This is a genomic window from Edwardsiella hoshinae NBRC 105699 = ATCC 33379, assembly GCF_000474215.1.
Lineage (GTDB): Bacteria > Pseudomonadota > Gammaproteobacteria > Enterobacterales > Enterobacteriaceae > Edwardsiella > Edwardsiella hoshinae.
In genome coordinates, this window is sequence record NZ_BAUC01000021.1 from 64,433 (window position 1) to 87,140 (window position 22,708).

At 58.0% G+C, this 22,708-nt stretch carries 19 protein-coding genes; 13 read left to right on the forward strand and 6 right to left on the reverse strand.

The window, feature by feature from the left end:
• Positions 1–223: 223 nt before the first annotated feature.
• Together EHO01S_RS09945 and EHO01S_RS09955 are read right to left on the reverse strand one after the other, a co-directional pair.
• Positions 224–1,678, reverse strand: a complete 1,455-nt coding sequence (locus EHO01S_RS09945; RefSeq protein ID WP_024523815.1) for a GGDEF domain-containing protein — start codon at positions 1,676–1,678, stop codon at positions 224–226.
• A gap of 278 nt (positions 1,679–1,956) precedes the next feature.
• A complete protein-coding gene (locus EHO01S_RS09955; protein ID WP_024523816.1) occupies positions 1,957–2,949 on the reverse strand; it encodes a TDT family transporter in 993 nt (330 codons plus the stop codon).
• Positions 2,950–3,058: 109 nt separating this feature from the next.
• Here EHO01S_RS09955 and EHO01S_RS09960 point away from each other — a divergent pair, with 109 nt between their 5' ends.
• The 9 genes from EHO01S_RS09960 (at position 3,059) to EHO01S_RS10000 (ending at position 13,117) form a co-directional block, all read left to right on the forward strand.
• Positions 3,059–3,937: a LysR substrate-binding domain-containing protein gene (locus EHO01S_RS09960; RefSeq protein WP_024523817.1), complete on the forward strand. Its 879-nt coding sequence runs from the start codon at positions 3,059–3,061 to the stop codon at positions 3,935–3,937.
• Positions 3,938–4,078: 141 nt separating this feature from the next.
• Positions 4,079–4,603: a Dps family protein gene (locus EHO01S_RS09965; RefSeq protein WP_024523818.1), complete on the forward strand. Its 525-nt coding sequence runs from the start codon at positions 4,079–4,081 to the stop codon at positions 4,601–4,603.
• Positions 4,604–4,779: 176 nt separating this feature from the next.
• Positions 4,780–5,265, forward strand: a complete 486-nt coding sequence (locus EHO01S_RS09970) for a DUF1198 family protein (protein WP_024523819.1) — start codon at positions 4,780–4,782, stop codon at positions 5,263–5,265.
• Between the two features lie 599 nt (positions 5,266–5,864).
• Positions 5,865–6,383, forward strand: a complete 519-nt coding sequence (gene mprA / locus EHO01S_RS09975; RefSeq protein ID WP_024523820.1) for a transcriptional repressor MprA — start codon at positions 5,865–5,867, stop codon at positions 6,381–6,383.
• 369 nt (positions 6,384–6,752) lie between these two features.
• Positions 6,753–7,928 carry a multidrug efflux MFS transporter periplasmic adaptor subunit EmrA gene (emrA, locus tag EHO01S_RS09980; protein ID WP_024523821.1) on the forward strand — a complete coding sequence of 392 codons (1,176 nt, stop codon included), beginning with the start codon at positions 6,753–6,755 and terminating at the stop codon, positions 7,926–7,928.
• A 17-nt stretch (positions 7,929–7,945) separates the two neighbouring features.
• Positions 7,946–9,481, forward strand: coding sequence for a multidrug efflux MFS transporter permease subunit EmrB (gene emrB / locus EHO01S_RS09985; protein ID WP_035370437.1), 1,536 nt, complete (start codon positions 7,946–7,948; stop codon positions 9,479–9,481).
• Between the two features lie 237 nt (positions 9,482–9,718).
• Positions 9,719–10,768 carry an extracellular solute-binding protein gene (locus EHO01S_RS09990; RefSeq protein ID WP_024523823.1) on the forward strand — a complete coding sequence of 350 codons (1,050 nt, stop codon included), beginning with the start codon at positions 9,719–9,721 and terminating at the stop codon, positions 10,766–10,768.
• Positions 10,752–12,431, forward strand: a complete 1,680-nt coding sequence (locus tag EHO01S_RS09995) for an ABC transporter permease (protein ID WP_024523824.1) — start codon at positions 10,752–10,754, stop codon at positions 12,429–12,431. The genes EHO01S_RS09990 and EHO01S_RS09995 overlap by 17 nt, the downstream gene beginning before the upstream one ends.
• Positions 12,432–12,433: 2 nt before the next feature.
• Positions 12,434–13,117: an ABC transporter ATP-binding protein gene (locus EHO01S_RS10000; protein WP_024523825.1), complete on the forward strand. Its 684-nt coding sequence runs from the start codon at positions 12,434–12,436 to the stop codon at positions 13,115–13,117.
• A 165-nt stretch (positions 13,118–13,282) separates the two neighbouring features.
• Here EHO01S_RS10000 and degP read toward each other — a convergent pair whose 3' ends face one another.
• Positions 13,283–14,695 carry a serine endoprotease DegP gene (degP, locus tag EHO01S_RS10005; protein ID WP_024523826.1) on the reverse strand — a complete coding sequence of 471 codons (1,413 nt, stop codon included), beginning with the start codon at positions 14,693–14,695 and terminating at the stop codon, positions 13,283–13,285.
• A 219-nt stretch (positions 14,696–14,914) separates the two neighbouring features.
• A complete protein-coding gene (dgt, locus tag EHO01S_RS10010; protein WP_024523827.1) occupies positions 14,915–16,438 on the reverse strand; it encodes a dGTPase in 1,524 nt (507 codons plus the stop codon).
• 196 nt (positions 16,439–16,634) lie between these two features.
• Between dgt and mtnN the strand changes: the two genes are divergently transcribed.
• The 3 genes from mtnN to EHO01S_RS10025 all read left to right on the forward strand — a co-directional run bounded on the left by mtnN (position 16,635) and on the right by EHO01S_RS10025 (position 19,097).
• Complete coding sequence (gene mtnN, locus EHO01S_RS10015; RefSeq protein WP_024523828.1) at positions 16,635–17,333, forward strand: 5'-methylthioadenosine/S-adenosylhomocysteine nucleosidase; 699 nt, start codon at positions 16,635–16,637, stop codon at positions 17,331–17,333.
• Between the two features lie 3 nt (positions 17,334–17,336).
• A complete protein-coding gene (btuF, locus tag EHO01S_RS10020) occupies positions 17,337–18,197 on the forward strand; it encodes a vitamin B12 ABC transporter substrate-binding protein BtuF (RefSeq protein WP_024523829.1) in 861 nt (286 codons plus the stop codon).
• A gap of 288 nt (positions 18,198–18,485) precedes the next feature.
• Positions 18,486–19,097, forward strand: a complete 612-nt coding sequence (locus EHO01S_RS10025) for a TRIC cation channel family protein (protein ID WP_024523830.1) — start codon at positions 18,486–18,488, stop codon at positions 19,095–19,097.
• A 174-nt stretch (positions 19,098–19,271) separates the two neighbouring features.
• Here the strand turns inward: EHO01S_RS10025 and erpA are convergent, their stop codons facing one another.
• Entirely contained in the window at positions 19,272–19,616 is a 345-nt protein-coding gene (gene erpA, locus EHO01S_RS10030) for an iron-sulfur cluster insertion protein ErpA (protein ID WP_024523831.1), read from the reverse strand.
• A gap of 106 nt (positions 19,617–19,722) precedes the next feature.
• Entirely contained in the window at positions 19,723–21,147 is a 1,425-nt protein-coding gene (gene clcA / locus EHO01S_RS10035) for a H(+)/Cl(-) exchange transporter ClcA (RefSeq protein WP_024523832.1), read from the reverse strand.
• 226 nt (positions 21,148–21,373) lie between these two features.
• Between clcA and hemL the strand changes: the two genes are divergently transcribed.
• Entirely contained in the window at positions 21,374–22,657 is a 1,284-nt protein-coding gene (gene hemL / locus EHO01S_RS10040; RefSeq protein ID WP_024523833.1) for a glutamate-1-semialdehyde 2,1-aminomutase, read from the forward strand.
• The last annotated feature ends 51 nt before the right edge of the window (positions 22,658–22,708 follow it).

A 22,708-nucleotide genomic window follows, 5' to 3' on the forward strand; every position in this document is an offset into this window, starting at 1 on the left:
CGCAGGCTCTTTTCCATCAAAAATCATTATATTCTAAATAAGCGTGAGGTCTTATTCGCCAACAGGACACTCCTCAGCGAAACGCTCACCATGCAATTGGGCCATCAGGTTAATCCTCGTCAGCTCGGCATCGCCACGGCCATTCTCGGCTGAAATCACGCCAGAAGTGCCCCCAGCGGCGGCCTGTGCCTACCGCGCTGGCGGATCGCCAAGGTGTTCCGCCTTACAGCGTCTTCAATTCACGATGTTTCAATCGGTTACGGCCACTATTCTTCGCCTGATACAGCATCTCATCGGCATGACGCACCAAGGCATCGAAATCATGCGGAGTCACACTCTGCCGGGGCAACAGTACACAGCCGATACTGACAGTGAGATGGCCCTGCAATGCCTTATCGCTGCCGTAATCCAACGTCTCACGTAGCTTATCCAACCGCGCCAATACACCACAGACATGCTCGGCACTGCACACTACGATGAACTCCTCTCCGCCGAAGCGGCCAATCAAGCTCTCCGGCTCGCGAAAATGATGGCGCAATGCGCTCGCGAAATAGACCAAGGCCTCATCGCCGGCCTGATGACCATAGGTGTCGTTGTAGTGTTTGAAGTAGTCTAAGTCGAATAACGCTAGTGCCATCCATGATCCCGCCTGCGCTAGCATCGTTGCGAACTGCTGTATCAGGCTACGCCGGTTGCGGATCCCCGTCAGGTAGTCGATGCTCGCTTGGAGGGTCAACGCCTGATTCAGGCGCTGCAACTGTTCACGCTGCGCCGCCAGTTCGCGCAACGCCGTTCGCTCAGCCTGAATATCCTGGATTTGCGAGATATAAAATAACAGCACGTCATTTTCATAGATGGCCGAAACGCTCAGGCGCACCCACAGGTAGGCGCCATCCTTCTTCTGATAACGCTTCTCCAGGGTATAGGCATCGATACGGCGCTGCGCCAGATCCTCCAGATGCTGCAAGTCCAAGGCTAAATCATCCGGATGGGTGATGCTTTGGAAACAGATGCTGCGCATCTCCAGTTCGCTGTAGCCCAGCATCTTGCAAAAAGTGCGATTCGCGCGGCGGAAATAACCGCCGGGAGCCACCAGCGCCATGCCGATCGCCACGTAGTTAAATGCCTTATCAATGACCGTGTTGATGCGCTGATTCTCGCGTATCAGTTGCTGATTGGTATGGAGCAGCCGCGTCTGAGACAACAGGTGACCGATACTCCGCGCCAGGAGCGCGACATCGGCAAGCTGAGACTCACTAAACGGCGTTGACGGCGCCTGGGATGAGAGCAACTCCAGCAAGCCATAGCGCTCCTCTCCCAGCCATAACGGCACACCGATATAACAGCCCAGCGGCTGCGCACGGTAGGGGGCAGGCAGACATTGCACGACCTCAGCGGGTGGGGCGACCTGCACCACCACACCGTTTTCATCCATGACCCGCTGGCTGAAATCGGCGTTGAGACTCAACCGACGCCCAGGAGAAAACGCCGCTGAGGCGGGATAACGGTAGATGACGCTGGCGATGTTGTTACTGACCCGGCAGATCACAGCGAGTTGCATATGCAAACTCGCCAACCCCATCCGCAGGATGGCGTGGTACACCTCATCATCATCGCCGGCGGGCAAGACCGACGCTGGCGGGGTGGCTCGGGCCGGCGACGGTTCGTGGTTATTCACGGCGTCTCTCCTTCTCGGCTGGAGGCCAGGCGGCATTGCCGCAGGGCGCCAGGCAAACGACCTGACGTTATTACTATAGAACAGGAGCCCAGGGATGCTGCGTCGCAAGACGGGAGAAATAAAAAAACCCGGCCATCTGGCCGGGGAAAACGATACAACGATTACAGAGTCATCACATTTTAGAGAAACAGAGCCCATACGGTACAGGCGGCGAACAGCAGTACGGCCAATAACGGAGCCAGAGAGATAGCGCGACTATTCATTAATTTCACTCTCCATCAAGCCATCGGTTTGCACTGGGTATCATTCTTACTGCTCAGACGTAGCCCCGGCAGCCAGTAGTTGTGGGCATAACGCAGCGCGACGTAAGCGATAATCACCGTGGCAATCGCCACCTCGACCGTCGCCATCAGGTGCAGTTGAGCGGCATAGTCTTCAGCTCCCGGATACTGCGCGACCAGATGAGACATTTTGTACAGCGCGGTAGCGCCAATCGCCATCGGGAAGGTGAAAGCCGCATAACCCGGGCTAAACGGCAACTGCAACAGACGGAAGAAAGAGCAGTAGATCACCACCGTCATCAGTAACGCGATGCCCAACAGGATGGCGCAGAGCAGCAGAGAGGGCTGCTGTACCACGGTCAGATAACCCGCTAAAGAGAGGCTAGCCGGTGCCGCCATGATAGCGATGGTCGGTTTGGCTGCATCCGGTACTTCGTTGCAGAACATGAAGCGGTAGATCATCAACGGCAGCATGATCAAGTAGCTCACCATCCCGATCACCAGCAGGAACTGGGCGAAACCGACAAACGGTGCTCCCGGGCAGCAAACGTCAGCAACGATGATGCCGACCGGCGGCACGAACCAGCTCGGCACCATGTGGTGCATACGCGGCTCACGGGCACGATGGAAGAAGAACAGCGCCAGCGCGATCAGGTGTACGACCACCGCCGCCAGCCACAAGGCCATGCCGACACGCGGCAGGTAGTGCCCGACGGCGACGGAGACCACCATCGTCGCCATGGCAAAAGTCGGCACAATGCTGCCCACGACCGGATGTTTGATGTCTTGCATCAGGGTGTCTGGGTGGAAAATAAACCGCACGGTTAACGCCAGCAGGATCGCGCCGGCGATCAGTGCCCCGATGTTCTGTCCGACACCATGCAGCGGCAGCGCATTCTCTAAACACCAACCAATACTGGCGATACCCAGAGCCAGTCCAGCCGCCGGCGTAGGCATGCTACGAACTTTGCGATGAATTAATCTCAACACCTGAAACACCTCATATGTTTTTCATTCTTTCTATGGCTGATACTATAGCCACAGGATATTATTTAAAAAATCAATAAATATTTTACCATTGGTTTAGGGAAACTAAACAATGAACATCACCTTCAAGCAGCTACGCGTCTTCGTCGCCATCGCGCGCGGCGGAACCCTGACGCAAGCCGCCACGCAACTGTTCATGACCAAGGGGGCCCTATCCCAGACACTCAGCGAACTGGAGAGTCAGCTCGGGGTACGGCTGTTTGAACGCCAGCACGCCCGTCTGCTATTGAACCACGAGGGACAGCGTCTACTGCCGGTCGCCGACGAGCTGCTGACGCGCATGCAGGGCGTGGAAACCCTGTTCGACAATAGTAACGGCGACACGCGCTTACTGGTCGGCTGCACGAAAACCATCGGCAGCTATCTGCTGCCCGATCTGCTCTATGCCTTTCAGCAACGCTACGGCTGGCTCCCGCTGCCGATCATCGCCAATACTCAAACCATCGCCGGCATGGTGGCGGGCTTCGAACTGGATGTAGCGCTCCTGGAAGGCCCGGTCACCGATCCAGCCTTGCTCTGCCACCCTTGGCTCGAAGATGAGATGGTGGTCGTCGCCAGCCTAGCGCACCCCTTGGCTGGCTGTGGCGCATTGAGCTTCGCCCAACTCAGCCGGCAACACTGGCTACTGCGCGAGGCTGGCTCTGCCAGCCGCGCCTTCTTTGATCACCAACTGGCCCCCCGCTTGGATAACCCACAGGTGGTGTTGTCGCTGGATGCCTTCGACGCCATTCTGGCCTGTGTCAAAAATAATCTGGGGATTACCTTTATCTCGCGCCGCATGTTGGAGCAGCCGCTGTACGCCGGCCAATTCTGCGTCCTGCCGTGCGAACAGCGTTTTAGCCGCCATTTTTCGCTCTGTCTACAACGCAATAAGTATCTCTCTCCGACACTCAACTTATGGTTAGATTTTTGTCGTCATTGGCGCAGATAACACCGCACTGTAACGATTACTGGCCGCATCTGTTTGAAACGCTATGTATTATAAATAAACCCCCACTAACACAGGATGATCTATACTGCTTGGGTACTGAGCACTACTGCTGCTTTGATTATCTAATATAAGGAGATCAAGATGAGCACGGTTAAGAAAAGCGACGTCCAAGCACGCCAACGTCTCCCACTGTCTACCCCAACCGATTTGGGTCATGAGGCAACCAAAGCAATCAGCGCAGCAATGAATGCACTGTTGGCCGACATTTTTGCCCTTTACCTGAAAACCAAGAATTTCCACTGGCACATGAGTGGGGCGCATTTCCGCGATTACCACCTGCTGCTGGACGAGCAAAGCGCACAACTGTTTGCCATGACCGATGATATCGCCGAACGCGTACGTAAAGTCGGCGGCACGACCCTGCACTCCATCGGGGAAATCTCCCGTATCCAGCGCATCAAAGATAATGATGCAGAATATGTCGATCCGTTCGATATGCTGGCCGAGTTGTGCGAAGACAATAAACAAATTGCTGCCGAACTGCGTGCTGCTCATGCAGTCTGCGACGAATACCACGATATCTCCAGCGCGAGCCTGATCGAGAACTGGATCGACGAAACCGAACGTCGCGTCTGGTTCCTGTTCGAAGCTGGTCGTCGCTCATAAGATGCCGCACGGCGCCTAGCGGGCGCCGTCTTCTTTCCCGCTCTCCGCTTTTCAACGCTCCTGAATCATTGCTCGCACCCCCATGCCGTACGCCTAGCGCTCGGATAATGCCGCCGCGCTGGCCGAGCGCCAGCTTTGCCCGTATGATGTTCCCTCTGTTACTTGCGGAGAGCGGCATGATCTGGTTAATGCTCGCCACGCTGGCACTGGTGTTTATCGCCGGCTTTCGTGTGCTCAATACCCCAACCCGACGGGCTTGCCAACGCTTGACCCAGCGTTTGAACATCGAGCCAGTACACGTCGAATCCCTAATCAGTCAGATGGGGACGCAACAGGGTCAAGCCTTCGTGCGTTATTTGCTCAGCGGCGGCGAATCTCATCTTAATAACGGTGCCATGGTGTTATTGATCTATCAGACTTTTATCGTTAACGAGTCCGATGACAACCTCCATTATTGGCGTTCGCTCATCCGTAAGGCGGGATTAAATGCTGATATCAGTCCACAGCAGGTGAGATTAGCACTCGATTTTCTACGCGAGTTAGCACCAGATGCCGCAGAGATGTTGGCTTTTCGCCTACGTTACCAGCAACTTTTTGCCCAACCAAGCGAGGACGCTGCGGGCGAGGGAGATAATATCTATATCCTTGACGATTTCAGATAACTATAATAAGCGCCGTTAACGTTTCTTGTAGTGTATGTCACAAATCTGACATAAGATTTATTGCATATTACTAGTGTAACTTTTTATTCTCACTCTAATTAGTTAACTAAATGGTTCAATCCATGCGCTGCGTCCCCCGCCGCTCAGCCGTTTTTCCTGTAGCAGCGAGTGCGGCGCGCGGGTCCCTTGAACCCCGCCACGTTCAACACACCGACGGGCGGCCTAAGCAGGTGTCCACGGCGGAGACCTGTGCCGGAGCGGAATCCCGGCGCCATCGAGTAAGGACATTTTTTATAAAAATAAAGAGTTATTGGCCTAACTCGATAATAGTGAAAAAATGTATAACCCACATCTGTACGCTTCAATCAGCATCGCCAGTCGCTGCCATTTGGTGAGTTGCGACTGCCTTCCCTCCATCTGTCGCGACGCTCATATCTATCGTTTTGTTATAGATAACACATTAAAAACAATAAATTACTACATTATAATTTCCTCAGTAAATTTATTACCACACCGGTTAATGCTTTCTCAGAAACGTCGTTTACAAAACTGATAACCGAAGTTACTATAATCAATGAAACCAATGAGGTCATTACTCAATGCCACGTTCTATCACTCAAATCGAAGAAATGCTGAAGCAACGCGCAAAGCGGCAGAAAGATTTTCCCTATCAGGAGATCCTGCTGACCCGCCTGTGCATGCACATGCAGAATAAGTTGCTAGAAAACCGCAACAAGATGCTGAAAGAACAAGGGATTAATGAGACGCTGTTCATGGCGTTGATTACGCTGGATGCGCAAGAGGACTACAGTATTCAACCTTCCGAACTCAGCGCGGCGTTAGGATCATCGCGTACCAATGCGACCCGTATCGCCGATGAGTTGGAGAAGCGGGGTTGGATTGAGCGGCACGAAAGCGACAATGACCGTCGTTGTCTGCATCTGCACCTGACGGAGGCAGGAAAGGCATTTTTAGCTGAAATCATTCCACCACAGCATAAGTGTCTACACTTCTTATGGTCAACGTTAACACAGGAAGAGCAACAACAATTGGAAGTGTTGACACGTAAGCTGTTATCGCGCATTGAAGAGATGGAGCAATCAGGATTGACACAGTAAGCGGGTGAGCCGATAACCTCCTTACGCATGTAGACGATCGCGCGTCCGCCCCCTCTGCCTTGACTCGCTGGTTCCCGAGTGTCACGGCGGTGGGGTCTATCCACCCGCGCGCGATCCGCCTCCGTTCTCTCTTGCCTATTTTCTCCTCATCCGACGATATAGCGCACGTATCCGCCAGACGATTGGCATGGCGGTCTGTTTCAATGCGCGGCTAAGACTCTTTACCGTTTGACTCCCTCTGCCACGCCCCCCCTGCGTCTGTCCCTAGCCGCAGGCATGGCGGAGCGTTAGCCGAGGGCGGCGGGAAATGCATGCAGCATTAAAAAATCATTAAACTCGTAAGAAACAAGAAAAACTCGGAGATACACCATGAGTGACAATGTGGCGAAACAGGTTCAGCAAGCCCCCGCCCCAAACAAGAAGCGACAACGTAAAACCTGGATGCTGGCGATGACCTGTGTGTTTATTCTGATCGCCCTGGCCTATCTAGCCTACTGGTTCATCGTGCTACGTCACCACCAAGATACCGACGACGCCTACGTCACCGGCAACTTGGTGCAGATCAATGCCCAAGTCTCCGGCAGCGTAACGCAAGTCAATTTCGAAGGCACCGATCTGGTGAAAGCTGGCGATGTGCTGGTCACACTGGATAAAACCGATGCCCAACAAGCCTACGAGCGCGCCAAGACAGCCTTGGCTAATAGTGTCCGCCAAACCCACCAACTGATGGTCAACGCTAAACAATACCAGGCCAACATCGTCGTGAATCAGGTTGCCCTGAGCAAGGCTAGCAGCGACTATCAGCGCCGTCTGGCGTTGAGTCGCTCCGGCGCCATCGGCCGTGAAGAGCTGCAACACGCCCAAGATGCGATGGACAGCGCCCGCGCCGCGCTGGATGTCGCTATCCAACAATACAACGCCAACCAGGCGCTGATCCTGTCGACCCCGCTGGAGAAACAACCGGCCGTCTTGCAAGCGGCGGCGCAGGTGCGTGATGCCTGGCTGGCCCTTGAGCGTACCCAGATCCGCAGTCCGGTGACCGGCTACGTCTCACAGCGTAGCGTGCAGGTGGGGGCCCAGATCAGCCCGAATACCCCGCTAATGGCGGTCGTCCCCGCTAATCAGATGTGGGTGGATGCCAACTTTAAAGAGACACAGTTGGCCAATATGCGCATCGGCCAGCCAGCCACCGTCATCAGCGACATGTATGGCGACAAAGTGGTGTACCAGGGTAAGGTCGTCGGCCTAGATATGGGAACCGGTAGCGCCTTCTCCCTGCTGCCGGCGCAGAATGCTACCGGTAACTGGATCAAGGTGGTGCAACGTCTGCCGGTACGTATCGAACTGAACGCACAGCAGCTGGCTAAGTACCCGTTGCGTATCGGTCTCTCCACCCTGGTTACGGTCGACACCGCCAATACCCAAGGCGCGGTGCTGGCCCAGCAAGTCCGTAAGACGCCGGCCTACCAGAGCGACGTACTGAAGCTGGATCTGGCGCCGGTAAATCGTGAGATCGCCGAGATCATCCAGGCAAATGCCGCTTAATCTGCGCCGAGGTACCCGTGCAACAAAAACCGCTTGAAGGAGCCAAGCTTGCCTGGATGACCATCGCCTTGTCGATGGCGACCTTCATGCAGGTACTGGACTCCACCATCGCCAACGTGGCTATCCCGACCATCTCGGGCAACCTGGGAGCCTCGAACTCCCAGGGCACCTGGGTGATCACCTCATTCGGGGTGGCGAACGCCATCTCGATCCCCATCACCGGTTGGTTGGCGAAGCGTTTCGGCGAGGTACGACTATTCCTGTGGTCGACCGGGCTGTTCGCCCTCACCTCTTGGCTGTGCGGAATTTCCCACAGCCTGGAGATGCTGATCCTGTTCCGCGTACTGCAAGGTCTGGTAGCCGGCCCGTTGATTCCGCTCTCTCAGAGCCTGCTGCTCGGTAACTATCCCCCCGCCAAACGCAATATGGCTTTGGCCCTCTGGTCGATGACGGTGATCGTCGCCCCGATCTGTGGGCCCATCCTCGGCGGCTATATCAGCGATAACTACCACTGGGGCTGGATCTTCTTCATCAACGTGCCACTCGGCATCGCGGTGGTGTTGGTGAGCATGTCGACCCTAAAAGGGCGTGAAACACGCATCGAGCATAAACCGATCGATACCGTCGGTCTGGTCCTGCTGGCGTTAGGTGTCGGCTGCCTACAGGTGATGCTGGACAAAGGGAAGGAGTTGGACTGGTTTAATTCCCCAGAGATCATCCTGTTGACGGTCATCGCCGTGGTCGCGCTGGTCTTCTTGCTGATCTGGGAATTGACGGATGAACATCCCGTGGTGGATCTGTCGCTGTTCAAGATCCGCAACTTTACCATCGGCGTGCTGTGTATCAGCCTGGCCTATATGCTCTACTTCGGCGCCATCGTACTGCTGCCACAGTTACTCCAGGAGGTGTATGGTTATACCGCCACCTGGGCTGGCTTGGCATCGGCGCCGGTCGGCTTCATTCCGGTGTTGCTGTCGCCGATCATCGGCCGCTTCGGCGCACGTCTCGACATGCGCCGGCTGGTCACCTTTAGCTTCATCATGTACGCCATCTGCTTCTACTGGCGCGCCTATAGCTTCGAGCCGGGTATGGACTTCGGTGCCTCAGCGTGGCCGCAGTTTGTGCAAGGCTTCGCCGTGGCCTGCTTCTTCATGCCACTGACCACCATCAGCCTATCCGGCCTGCCGCCAGATCGCATCGCCGCAGCGTCCAGCCTAAGCAACTTCTGCCGTACTCTGGCTGGCTCGATCGGGGTATCGATCACCACTACGCTGTGGACGCGGCGTGAGTCGCTGCACCACACCCATCTGGCCGAATCGATCACGCCCTATAACCCCATCGCCCAGCATGCCTATGGCGAGATGGAGAAGCTTGGGCTGAGCAGCCATCAGGCCTCCGCCCTGATCGCCCAGGACATCACCGCCCAGGGACTGATCATCTCGGCCAATGAGATCTTCTGGGCCTCGGCCAGCGTTTTCCTGGTGCTGCTGGTGCTGATCTGGTTCGCCAAACCGCCCTTCTCCAGCGCCGGTGACAGCGGCGGCGCCCATTAACCCCGCCCCCTTGCCGCGTCGCCCTGTTCCGGGCGGCGTGGCAGTGCCGCTCTGCCAACACCGCCTTCCCTACTCTTTCTCCCATGCGGTTTCCTGCACGTGAATTCACCATCACCACGACCCGATGCAACAACAAGAATTAAATTGAAATTAAAAGTCATTATCATTTACAATCCGTTTCGCTTGGTACGGCGCCGCAGGTCGCGCGCCGCCCCCCGTTGATATGGAGAACAATCGATGATGCGCACCCTATCCTCCCGCATAAACACTTGGCTACGACTGGGCGCAGCCAGCCTGCTGTTCGGCCTAAGCACCCTACCTGCCGGTGCGGCCAGTGAATCGCTCACCCTGTATACCACCCGCGAGCCGGGATTAATCAAGCCCCTGCTCGAAGGATGGAGCCAACAAAGCGGGGTTCAGGTCAATACGGTGTATATCAAGGAGGGGATGTTAGAACGTCTTAAGGCCGAAGGGGCCAACTCACCCGCCGATCTGTTGATGACCGTCGATGCGGGTAACCTGCTGGATCTGGTCGAAGCTGGCGTGACCCAACCTGTCGACTCGGCCACCTTGACCCAGGCCATCCCTGCCAACCTGCGCGGTAGCGATAACCAGTGGTTCGCTCTGTCGATGCGTGCTCGCGTGCTGTATATCGCCAAGGATCTACCGGGTAGCGCGATCCAGTATGAAGATTTGGCGAAGCCGGAGTGGAGTAAACGTATCTGCATGCGCTCCGGTCAACACCCCTACAACACCGCACTGGTGGCGGCGATGATCGCCCACCAAGGCGAGGCGAAGACCGAGCAATGGTTGCGCGCCCTCAAGGCCAATCTAGCGCGTAAACCGACCGGCGGTGATCGTGACGTGGCACGCGATATCCTCGGCGGCATCTGCGACATCGGTATCGCCAACTCTTACTACGTCGGCCAATTGAAGAATGCCAAAGCGGGCAGTGACGCACGCCAATGGGGGGAGGCAATCAACGTGATCGCTCCGACCTTCGCCAGCGGCGGCACCCACGTTAATATCAGCGGCGCCGCCGTCGCCCGTCATGCGCCCAATCGTCAAGCGGCCATCCAACTGATGGAGTACCTGGTTTCGCCCGAAGCGCAACAACGTTATGCGCGCGCCAACTATGAGTACCCGGTACGCCAAGGCGTCGCGCTCGATCCGGTTATCGCCGCGACCATCGGCACCATTACCCCGGATCCGTTGCCGTTGAGCGAGATCGTTCAACACCGTAAACAAGCCAGTCTGTTGGTAGATAAAGTTGGCTTCGATCAGTAAATGCCTTCCCCGCCGGTTCGCGCCGGCGGGCGGCCTGCTCCGCTCCCCACTGGCACCCGGTGCCATCTTGGTAGCCCTGCTGGCCGTTACCCCGCTACTCTCGCTGTTATGGCTGGCGCTGGATGGCGACCTCGCCCATTGGGGCAACCTGCTACGCTATGTCCTGCCGCAAGCCACGCTGAACACCGTGTGGCTGCTGCTTGGCGTCGCGCTGCTGGCTGGAACCCTTGGCGTCGGCTGTGCCTGGGCGGTCAGCGCCTTCCAATTTCCTGGCCGACGATGGTTGACGTGGGGACTGCTGCTGCCGCTGGCGATGCCAACCTATATCGTTGCCTTTTCCTGGCTGGATCTGCTGCACCCCATCGGCCCGTTGCAGAGCACATTGCGATTACTGCTTGGCTACGACAGTCCGCGCCAGTTCCGCCTACCGGATATCCGTTCCGTCAGTGGCGCCATTGTATTATTCAGCCTGGTACTCTACCCCTATATCTATCTGACGATGCGAGCGATGTTCATCAGTCAACCCGCCCATCTGCTAGAGGCGGCGCGTACCCTAGGTGAAAACGGACGCGGCACTTTCCTGCGTGTAGTCTTACCGCTCGCCCGGCCAGCGCTGGCCGTCGGCATTAGCTTGGCGCTGCTGGAGACGCTTAACGATCTCGGTGCCTCCGAGTTTCTCGGTGTGCAGACGCTGACTGTCGCCGTCTACACCACCTGGATCACCCGCTCCGACATCGCCGCCGCCGCCCAGATCGCCTGTATGATGTTAGGCTTTATCTTCCTGCTATTGACACTGGAAATGTATGGCCGCCGCCGCCAACGCTACGCGGGCCGCGGACTACGCACACTCCAGCCACAAGCGCTGCACGGCGTGCGTGCCTGGTTGCTGACGGCGCTGACGGCGCTGCCGCTGCTGTTGGGCTTCGTCGTACCACTGCTGCATCTGATCTGGCAGAGCGTCAAGCGGCTCGAAAACCAGCATCTGCCATCGCACGATCTGTTGGTCGCTCTGGGCAATACCCTGATCTTGGCGCTGAGCGTAACCCTGCTGGCTATCGCAATCAGTCTGGCGCTCGCCTGGTATGCCCGTATCCGAGCGCTGGCACCAGCCAGCTCACCACTGCGCCGTCTAAGTCTGCGCCTGGCCTCGCTGGGTTATGCCGTACCGGGAACGATCCTCGCCATCGGCTTTATGCCGCCGGCGCTATACGCCGATCGCTGGCTGGCCAGCATACTGGAGATACGCGGCCTGCCGCTATTTTCCTGCGGCCTGCTACTGGTCCTGTGTTGTACCCTGCGCTTCCAGACCATCACCCTGGGGGCATTGGATGCCGGACTGGCTCGCATCCCGCCCAGTCTGGAGCAGGCCGCCCGTTCCCTCGGGGCCAACGAGCGCGGCACCTTCTGGCGCGTACACCTACCGCTGCTACGTCCGGCGCTGATCGGCAGCGCCCTACTGGTCTTTGCCGATACCATGAAGGAGTTGCCGATCACCCTGCTGCTGCGTCCGGTGAATGTCGAAACCCTGGCGACCCTACTGTACGCCGAGGCGGCACGCGGCAGCTATGAAGACGGCGCCATCGCCGCGCTGTTGATCGTGTTGGCCGGCACGTTACCGATGGCCTTGTTGGTTCGCAATCAATTGAAACAGGTGGGAGAATGATGATGAATAGCCTGGCCCTCAGCCTCGATAATCTGCATGTCGGTTATGGCCACGGACGCCATACCCAAACGGTGCTGAACGGCTTCTCTCTGCATCTGCGTCGCGGTGAGTTGGCCAGCCTGCTCGGCGCCTCTGGTAGCGGCAAGACCACCGTGCTGCGGGCCATCGCCGGCTTTGAACGCCTCAGCCAGGGCAGCATCCACCTCGCAGGACGCTGTGTCGCCTCGCCACAGCACCATCTGCCACCCGAGCTGCGCCGTGTCGGCATGGTCTTCCAAGATTATGCGCTGTTTCCACACATTACCGTGGCGCAGAACATCGCCTTCGGCCTACGGCGTCAACCGCGCCAGCAACAGCAGGCGCGGGTACACGAACTACTGCGTCTGATCGAACTGGAGGGAATCGGCGAGCGCTATCCGCACGCCCTCTCCGGCGGCCAGCAGCAACGGGTCGCCTTGGCGCGTGCCTTGGCTCCGCAGCCCGATATCGTGTTATTGGATGAGCCCTTCTCCAGTCTGGATGAGGCAACGCGCGAGCGTCTGGGACAAGAAGTCCGAGCCATCCTCGCCGCCGCCGGTCAGACGGCGTTACTGGTGACCCATAGCGCCCACGAGGCGCGTACGATGGGCGGGCCGATCCTGCACATCGCCCAGGGGCGTGCCATCACTTGCGCCGAGGCGGCGTAAGTCGGGTAGCGCGAGAGAAGTCACATCGGTAGCCAATCGGAGCGAGAGTTAATCGGGGTAAACCGCAGGCTAAGTGCGGTTCTAGGCAGAGAAAGCAAGGGAGCGATAAAAACATCGCCCGGCCTAAGCCGGGCGATTAAGGTTGGATAATCGGGTGTTGTTGACTTACTGCATCAACAGATACAGGGTGTTATCGCCACGCTGAATGTTCAGCGCCAGAACCGGCGGTTTGGCATCCAGGATCTTACGCAGCTCACCGATATTGGCGATAGCCTGCTGGTTAACGCCCAGGATGACATCCCCTTTCTGTAGGCCGATACGCGCGGCGGTAGAGCCTTTCTTCACGTTGTCCACCTTCACGCCCTTGCCACCCGCGGCGTTACTCAACTCGGCACCTTCGATGCCGCTGAAGATATTAGCGGAAGCGACCTGGCTCTGGCTGCTCTGCTCCAGCGTCGCCTCGACCGTCATCGGCTTACCATCGCGAATGATACCCAGCGACAGCTTACTGCCGACCGGCATGGTGCCGATCTCCGCCCGGAACGAGGCGAAGCTGGAGATGCTCTTCCCGTTCAGGGAGACGATGACGTCACCCGCCTTCAGCCCCGCCTTCGCGGCGGCGGACTTCGGCAGCACCTGACTAATGAAAGCACCACGCTGGGCGTCGATCTTCATCGCCTTGGCCAGTTCGGAGTTCAACTCGGTCCCCATGATGCCCAACTCGCCACGTTTCACTTGACCGTATTCAACCATCTGACCGGTCAAGTTTTTCACCATGTTGCTCGGAATGGCGAAGCCGATACCGATGTTCCCGCCGTCCGGTGCCAAGATCGCGGTGTTGATGCCGATCAGATCCCCGTTCAGGTTCACCAGCGCACCACCGGAGTTACCCCGGTTGATGGCCGCATCGGTCTGGATAAAGTTTTCGTAGTTCTCGACATTCAAGCCGCTACGCCCCAAGGCAGAGACGATACCGGAGGTCACGGTCTCACCCAGGCCATACGGGTTACCGATCGCCACCGCATAATCACCGACGCGCAGTTTGTCGGAGTCAGCCATCTTGATGGCAGTCAGGTTCTTAGCATCTTTCAGTTGGATCAGCGCGATATCGGTACGCGGATCGGTGCCAATCACCTTGGCATCGAAGCGACGACCATCGCTCAACTGCACCTTGATGCTATCGGCATTCGCCACGACGTGATTGTTGGTCACCACGTAGCCCTTGGCCGCGTCGATAATCACCCCGGAGCCCAGCGCCTTAAAGCGCTCTTTAGACGGTGCATTGCCGCCGCCTTGGCACAGGGGGGAACCCCCGAATGGGGAACCAGGCTGGCACAACGGGGAGTCTTCACCGAAAAATTGTTGGAACTGCGACGGCACATTGTTATTGACGGTCGCACTGCCCTCAACGTTGATGCTGACCACAGACGGCATCACTTTCTCCAGCATTGGCGCCAGACTCGGCAATGCCTGAGCAGTGGTGGCGGAAGAAGTCTCTGCCGCGCTGGCGGACATCGGGCTCAGCGCCATACCCAGGCTCAATGCGACGGCACTCAATACTAAAGTGGTTTTTTTCATAGCACGATTTTCTCTCGTATTTAGCAACGATAAAACGGATTCATTCAGTAACATTACTTTTCGTAACGCTACCATCACCGCGATACCTCGACAGTGATATTATGTTTACTAAGAGTAGGAAACGGAAATGAAGTTCACCGCAATAAAGTCAAGGAAGCGTAAATATTTATACATCTACATTTACAAAACCCCAGCACTTCCCCCGCGGCGCTCACGCGATTATTCTGCCGCCATCAGCCTACGGTACTCATCATAGGCGTACAAGTCTGTCATGCCGCTGATATAGTCCTGAATCAAGCGAGCGCGGTAATAATATTCCTGTACCCTCAGCGCCTCCCCGGACAACGACGCCAAACCATCCACGGCTTCGCAATAGGCCAAGCGATGCTTCACTGAGAGCTTATGAAATAGCCGGGTTTCAATCAGATAGTCAGGGTGACGGTCATCCTGTACCAGCCGTTGGAACGCCTCGAAGGGCATCGCCAGCAGCGGGCTATAAATATCCAGCAACCCCTTAATCACCCGATACCCTTGCAGCTCCAGTTGCTCCACCTCGAAATGATTAAATACATGCTTCAGCGCTACCTGCTTAAATATATTCAGCAGGCGGTACTCTTCCGACCCGGCAGCCAGCAGCGGGCCATTAAAGGCACCAACAAAAATCTGTTGCAAATTATTTAAAAAGCATCTCGCGGCATGAGGCACCAGCAGCTTCATAACATTGACCCGCAGATACATAAAAAAGAGATCGTCCGCGCTGCGCCGCCCATATTTCTTATTGCAGCGGTCGAAGGCATCCTGCACCGCGACGCTAAACAGATCGCCCGCCATCACCGTCCCCCACTCGGCCTTCAGGTAGCCATACAACTGTTCGACGCTTAACAGATGCTTCTCCACCGTGTCCTCGAGATCCGCCACGCAGTAAGAGATGTCATCCGCCGCCTCCATGATGTAGGTTAACGGAAAGCGGTGGTACAACGGCATCGCCACCTGCTGGCGCAGCTGCTCGACGAAGTCCGCCTCAGCCCAATAGTAGCCGGGTTTTTTCATCAGGTAATCGAATGCCTGAGGCAGCGGCCCCTGCCAATAAGCCGGCCGAGTATACTTCAGTACGCAGGCAGTCTGCGTATAGGTCAAATTCAGTTTCAGCAGGGTATGAATCAGACGAATGGACTGGGCGTTACCCTCGAAGTTACTCAGATCGATGCGCAACTGCGCGCGTAGCCGATCCAATGATGCATCACGCCCACTAGGACGTAGAACCGGCACCCGGCAAGCCTCATCATCCAGCTGGTTATGGCCGTCGGCGCTCACTCCCAGCTCACGGCTAAACCACGCCTTGATCGCCGCCTCACCGAAGTGACCGAACGGCGGATTGCCCATATCGTGCATCAAGCAGGCCATCTCGACGCAGCTTTCGAAGGCCTCGGTATAGTGCGCCAGCCCCAGCGCCTCGGTGCGCCCCTCTCGGGCCAGAGAATACAGGATCTCGCGGGCGATATGGCGACCTACCTGTTGCACCTCCATCGAGTGCGTCAGACGCGAACGCACCGCCGCGTTACGCTCCAACGGGAACACCTGGGTCTTCTGTTGCAGGCGACGAATGGCCGCCGAGTTGATGATACGCCCACGATCGCTTTCGAACTGACGGCTGATCTCATAGGCGTCGTGCAAGTGCTGTGCATCGCCCGCCGAACGCGCAGGGCGCTGGTAACTGAGTTTGGCGGCGAAATCAATACGCATAGCGAACCTCCTGGCGTCGTGAGCGCGATGGGCGACGCGCTGCGTCACCGATTTTTCACAGCCTAACAGATATTGGTCTATCTTGCCGCCCTATCCCCCTCCGCGTTCCTCACCACAGCACGCCTCGGCAGCCGCAACGCGGCTATGGTAGACTGCCGCAATGATCCTTGGTTTTCCCCCTAGAATAGGTATTGATATGAAAGTAGGCATCATTGGCGCCATGGAGCAGGAAGTCACGCTGCTGCGCGAACGCATCGAAAACCGCCAGACCCTCACCTTGGCCGGCTGCGAGATCTATACCGGCCGTCTGCATGGTGTCGAAGTGGCGCTGTTAAAGTCCGGCATCGGCAAAGTCGCGGCAGCAATGGGTACCACCCTGTTGCTGGATCACTGCCAGCCTGACCTGGTGATCAACACGGGCTCTGCTGGCGGTCTGGCCAGCACCCTGCGCGTCGGCGACATCGTCGTTTCCGACGAAGTACGCTACCACGACGCCGACGTCACGGCCTTCGGCTATCAGCCGGGTCAGATGGCCGGCTGCCCGGCGGCCTTTAGCGCCGATGCGGCACTGATCGCCCTGGCTGAACGCTGCATCGGTGCCTTGCAACTGAACGCGGTACGCGGCCTGATCTGTAGCGGCGACGCCTTCATCAATGGCGCCGAACCGCTGGCTCGCATCCGCCGCACCTTCCCCCAGGTGGCGGCGGTCGAGATGGAAGCTGCGGCCATCGGCCACGTCTGCCACGCCTTCGCCACTCCTTTCGTGGTGGTACGTGCCATCTCCGATGTCGCCGATCAAGCGTCCCACCTCAGCTTCGATGAGTTCCTTAAAGTCGCCGCCGAGCAGTCCACCTTGATGGTGGAGGCCATGCTGCGCGAACTGGCCCAGCAGTAAGCCATGGCCGCCCTACGCCAGACAGATCGCCGGCGCGGGATGGGCGGCAACGCGCTGCTCGCCCTGCTGCTCGGCGCCAGCCTGTGCGCCCCGCTGTGGGCGGCGGCACTGCGCGTCATCAGCCTCTCGCCACATACCACCGAATTGGCCTACGCCGCCGGGCTGGGCGAACGTATGGTGGCTGTCAGCGCCTACTCCGACTATCCCCCCGCCGCGGCCAAGTTGGAAAAGGTGGCGTCGTGGAACGGGATCAATCTGGAGCGGATCTTGGCATTGAAACCCGATCTGATCCTGGCCTGGCACGGCGGCAACCCGCGCCGGGCGATCGATCAGCTCGCCGCCTTCGGTATTCCGATCTTCTACGCCGATCCCCAACGGGTCAGCCAGATCGCCGACGATCTCGACCGACTCGCCGCCTACAGCCCCCATCCGGAGCAAGCGCACCAGGCTGCGACTGCGTTTCGCCAGCGACTGGATGAATTGCGCCAACGCTATGCGCAAGGGGCGCCGTTGCGGGTGATGATGCAGTTTGGCAGCCAGCCCCTGTTCTCCACCTCCGGCCAGACGTTGCAGAGCGATCTGCTGACGCTGTGTGGAGCGCACAATATCTTTGCCCAAAGCCCAGTACCCTGGCCGCAGGTGAGCCGCGAACAGGTGATCGCGCGCCATCCCCAGGCGATCGTCATCGGCGGTGATGCCAAGCAGGCCGCCAGTGTCGCCGCTTTCTGGCGCCCGCAATTGACAGTGCCGGTGATCGCCGTCGAGCGCGACTGGCTCAATCGCAGCGGGCCACGCATTCTTCTGGCCGCGGAGTCACTCTGCGCTCAGTTACAGGCGTTACCCCGCCCTCAGCCCGCCTCTTAGCCTCCCCGGGCGCGCCGCCGCGCGCCCTATTTTCCGCCGTCAGCGCCTTCCCCCTTGTCAGACAAAAGGCCGCCAGATTCGGTGGGATCCGCCATCGGCGCGAGCCACCGCACAGAATAGCGAAAAGCCCGTCCGCCATCGCCTTACCGGCATGGCAACGCCGCGTTTTTCACGCTATCTTATGCGCCGCCTCTGCAAGGTGATTTCCAATAAAAACAATAAGATCACAAATCATTATCGCGACAATCAATTCTGCCGGAGGTTGGCGGCATTAACGAGGTCAAAGTTATGCTGGTTTATTGGTTAGATATTTTGGGTACCGCCGTCTTTGCCATCTCCGGCGTCCTGTTGGCGGGGAAGCTACGTATGGATCCCTTCGGGGTTTTGGTGCTGGGAGTGGTGACCGCTGTGGGAGGGGGTACCATTCGCGACATGGCGCTGGATAACGGCCCAGTATTTTGGGTACGCGATCCGACGGATCTGGTTGTGGCGATGGTCACCTGCCTGTTAACCATCGTATTAGTACGCCAACCCCGCCGCTTGCCCGGTTGGGTATTACCCGTATTGGATGCCGTCGGCTTGGCGGTCTTTGTCGGCATCGGGGTCAATAAGGCCTTCGCCGCAGGGGCGGGGCCGATGATCGCCGTCTGTATGGGGGTGATCACCGGCGTCGGTGGCGGTATCATCCGCGACGTACTGGCGCGAGAAATCCCGATGATCCTGCGTACCGAGATCTACGCCACCGCCTGCATCATCGGCGGTATCGTCCATGTCACCGGATATGTGATCTTCGGGATACCGCTGCAACAGGCGATGATGCTGGGCATGATCATCACCCTGGGGATTCGGCTGGCCGCCATCCGCTGGCACCTGAAGCTGCCTACCTTTACTCTTGACTGACGCCTGTGGTATGAGGCGCGAATATAGTGCCCCACGCGGCAGCGCAGGAAGCGGTCAACGACTAGCGATCCGCACGCTGGGGCTTTCGGCGTCACCACAGGCTTGGATTCGCGCATAAAAAAATGGCGCCCTCCATAGGAGGGTGCCATTGTGATTAGCCGTTAGCCTGACGGCTCAGATACTGAACGACGAGCCGCAACCACAGGTGGTCTTGGCGTTCGGGTTATTCACGATGAAACGTGACCCTTCCAGCCCCTCGGTATAGTCCACCGTGCCGCCTACCAGGTATTGCAAGCTCATCGCATCAACGACCAGCGCTACACCCTGGTTTTCGATGGTCATGTCACCATCATTGATCTTATCGTCGAAAGTAAAACCGTACTGAAAGCCGCTACAACCGCCACCGGTAATGTACACACGCAGCTTCAGGTTCGGGTTATCCTCATCCGCGATCAGCGATTTCACCTTATTTGCCGCCGCATCGGTAAATTGCAACGGCACTGCCATTTCATCACTCATTGATTGCTCCAGCCAGTGTACCTATCAGAATGCCGCTTGGCGTCGGGCATACTGACTCATCGGGCGATTATCCAATACCCGACTAATCCATTCAAGTATTGTGCGCTTATTGCCCACTCTGCTCCGCCCGTTTCTGCGCATCCTGCTGCTCCTGCATCTGACGGTGCAACGTCCGCTCCAAGATACGGGAGTATAACGGTTTGCCACCCAAAAACTGCGCCAGTAGTGTAGCGCCAAGACAGGTAATGATCATCGGCAAAATAAGCTGATAGTTATCGGTCATTTCCAGCACCAGCACAATACCGGTCAACGGCGCACGCACCGTAGCGGCGAACAACGCCCCCATCCCGGCGATGGCGAAGGTACCTGGGTCGATGCCGTAATGCGGAAACAGATAGGCCGCCGCCATGCCGAAAGCGGTGCCCAGCAAGGTGCCGAGCGCCAACATCGGGGCAAAGATCCCGCCCGGCGCACCGGAGCCGAAGCATAGCAACGTGGTCACCACTCGAGCGATAAAGATAAACAGCAACATGCCGACCGTATAGTTGCCTTCTGCCGCGATAGGGATCAAAGCAAAACCGCCGCCGGCCGCCTCCTGCTGGATCAGGCCCAATGCCCCGCACAGACCGCCTAGCGCCGCGCCGATCAGCATCAACTTACGCCAGTCACCGCCATGCATCCGCATGAACATATCCTGGGTACGGAATACCCCCTGGTTGAACAGCACGCCAACGATGCCGAACACCATGCCCAACACCAGATAAAGCCACAGGGTGTTGATTTCGGCTACGCCCAGCCGCCCGACCTCGATCACCGAGTGTTCGCCATTGAAGAAGCGGAACACCACGCAGGACATGATCACGCCGATGAACACCGCCTTGATCGACACCAGGCTATAGTGGAACTGGGGGCGCATCTCTTCAATGATGAACAGGATACCGGCCAGCGGAGCGTTGAAGGCGGCGGTCAGACCCGCCGCCGCCCCCGTGGCTAACAGGGTATGACGCGTCTCATTGTCGCGCTTAGGCAGACGGAACAGGTCATACACCATCTGCCCGAGGTTGCCGCCCATCTGTACCGTCGGCCCCTCTCGCCCCAACACCATGCCGGCGCCGAGGGTCCCCATCCCGCCGAAGAACTTCACCGGGATCACACGCCACCAACGTGCCGGACGCAGATCTTCCAGCGCCCCCTCAATCTCCGGGATCCCCGATCCCCCCGCCTCGGGGGCGAAACGACGCACCAGGTAATAACCAAACATTGCCAACACCGCCGATCCCAAGATCGCCGCCGGCCAGACGATATACCAGTAATTGGCGACCTCGGCCAGACTGGCCAAACGCTGCTGCTGCACCCAGTCCACACTACGCTCAAAGGCAACGCCCATGAGCCCGGCCAAGGTTCCCACGATCGCCGCCAGCACCAAGGTGGCGAGCGGTGTCTTATCCCGGTGTATTACGCGTCTCAGCACGCTACTGCGCCGTAAACGGGGCGTCATCGGCTGAGAGCTCGAGTCTTGTTGCGTAGTCATAGTTAATTCAGTCAGTGAAGTTGGTCAAGGAATAGATAAATAGTACAAATAGGTTGAGCATTTTACTCTCTCTGGAGGGCGCCGTCTCCGCAAAGTATTAGACAATGTCTCTAACAGCAAAAATCAACACGATGCCATGGCACACCACGACGCATTTCATCTCGCGGCAGACTTCTTTAGAATAGCATAGGGTTATTTCTCTATTTTTATCAGCCTGGAGCCGAGAATGAATAAGTCCGAACGACTGTATGAGCAGGCCAAAACGCTAATCCCCGGCGGAGTGAACTCCCCGGTTCGCGCCTTTACCGGCGTTGGCGGTACGCCGCTGTTTATCGAACGGGCCGACGGCGCCTACCTGTATGATGCCGATGGTAAGGCCTACATCGACTACGTAGGCTCCTGGGGACCGATGATCTTGGGGCACAACCATCCGGCGATCCGTGACGCGGTGATCGCCGCCGTCGAACGCGGGCTAAGCTTCGGTGCCCCGACCGAGATGGAGGTGCGCATGGCCGAGCTGGTGACCTCACTGATCGACAGCATGGACATGGTACGCATGGTGAACTCCGGCACCGAAGCCACCATGAGCGCCATCCGCCTGGCGCGTGGCTTTACTGGCCGCGATAAGATCATCAAGTTCGAAGGTTGCTACCATGGCCACGCCGATCACCTACTGGTCAAGGCCGGCTCCGGCGCCCTGACCCTGGGTCAGCCCAACTCACCGGGCGTACCGGCCGACTTCGCCAAGCACACCTTGACCTGCCAGTACAATGATCTGGCGTCGGTGCGCGCCGCCTTCGCCCAGTATCCGCAAGAGATCGCCTGTATCATCGTCGAGCCGGTAGCCGGCAATATGAACTGTATTCCGCCTCAGCCAGGCTTCCTGCAAGGCTTACGCGAACTGTGCGATCAGTATGGTGCGCTGTTGATCATCGACGAGGTGATGACTGGCTTCCGCGTCGCCCTGGGGGGCGCGCAGGCGTACTACGACGTTACTCCAGATCTCACCTGCCTGGGCAAGATCATCGGTGGCGGCATGCCGGTAGGCGCCTTCGGCGGACGCCGTGAGGTGATGGAAGCGCTCGCGCCGACCGGCCCGGTCTACCAGGCCGGTACCCTGTCCGGCAACCCGGTCGCCATGGCCGCCGGCTATGCCTGCCTGAACGAAATCAACCAGCCGGGCATCTACCCGCAGTTGACTGAGCTAACCGACAACCTGGCCGCGGGCCTACTGGCCGCCGCGCATGAAGAGGGCATTCCGTTGGTGGTGAACCACGTCGGCGGCATGTTCGGCATCTTCTTTACCGATCAGCCCAGTGTAACCGGCTACCAAGACGTGCTGCGTTGCGACGCCGAGCGCTTCAAGCGCTTCTTCCACCTGATGCTGGAAGAGGGAATCTACCTGGCACCGTCCGCCTTCGAGGCGGGCTTCATGTCCCTGGCCCATAGCCAGGAGGACATCCAGAAGACCATCGACGCCGCCCGCCGCAGCTTCGCTAAGATGAAGTAAGCGCGCACGTCGCTTTCCTGTGTAGCAAGGCGGGTCTCAGCCCGCCTTTCT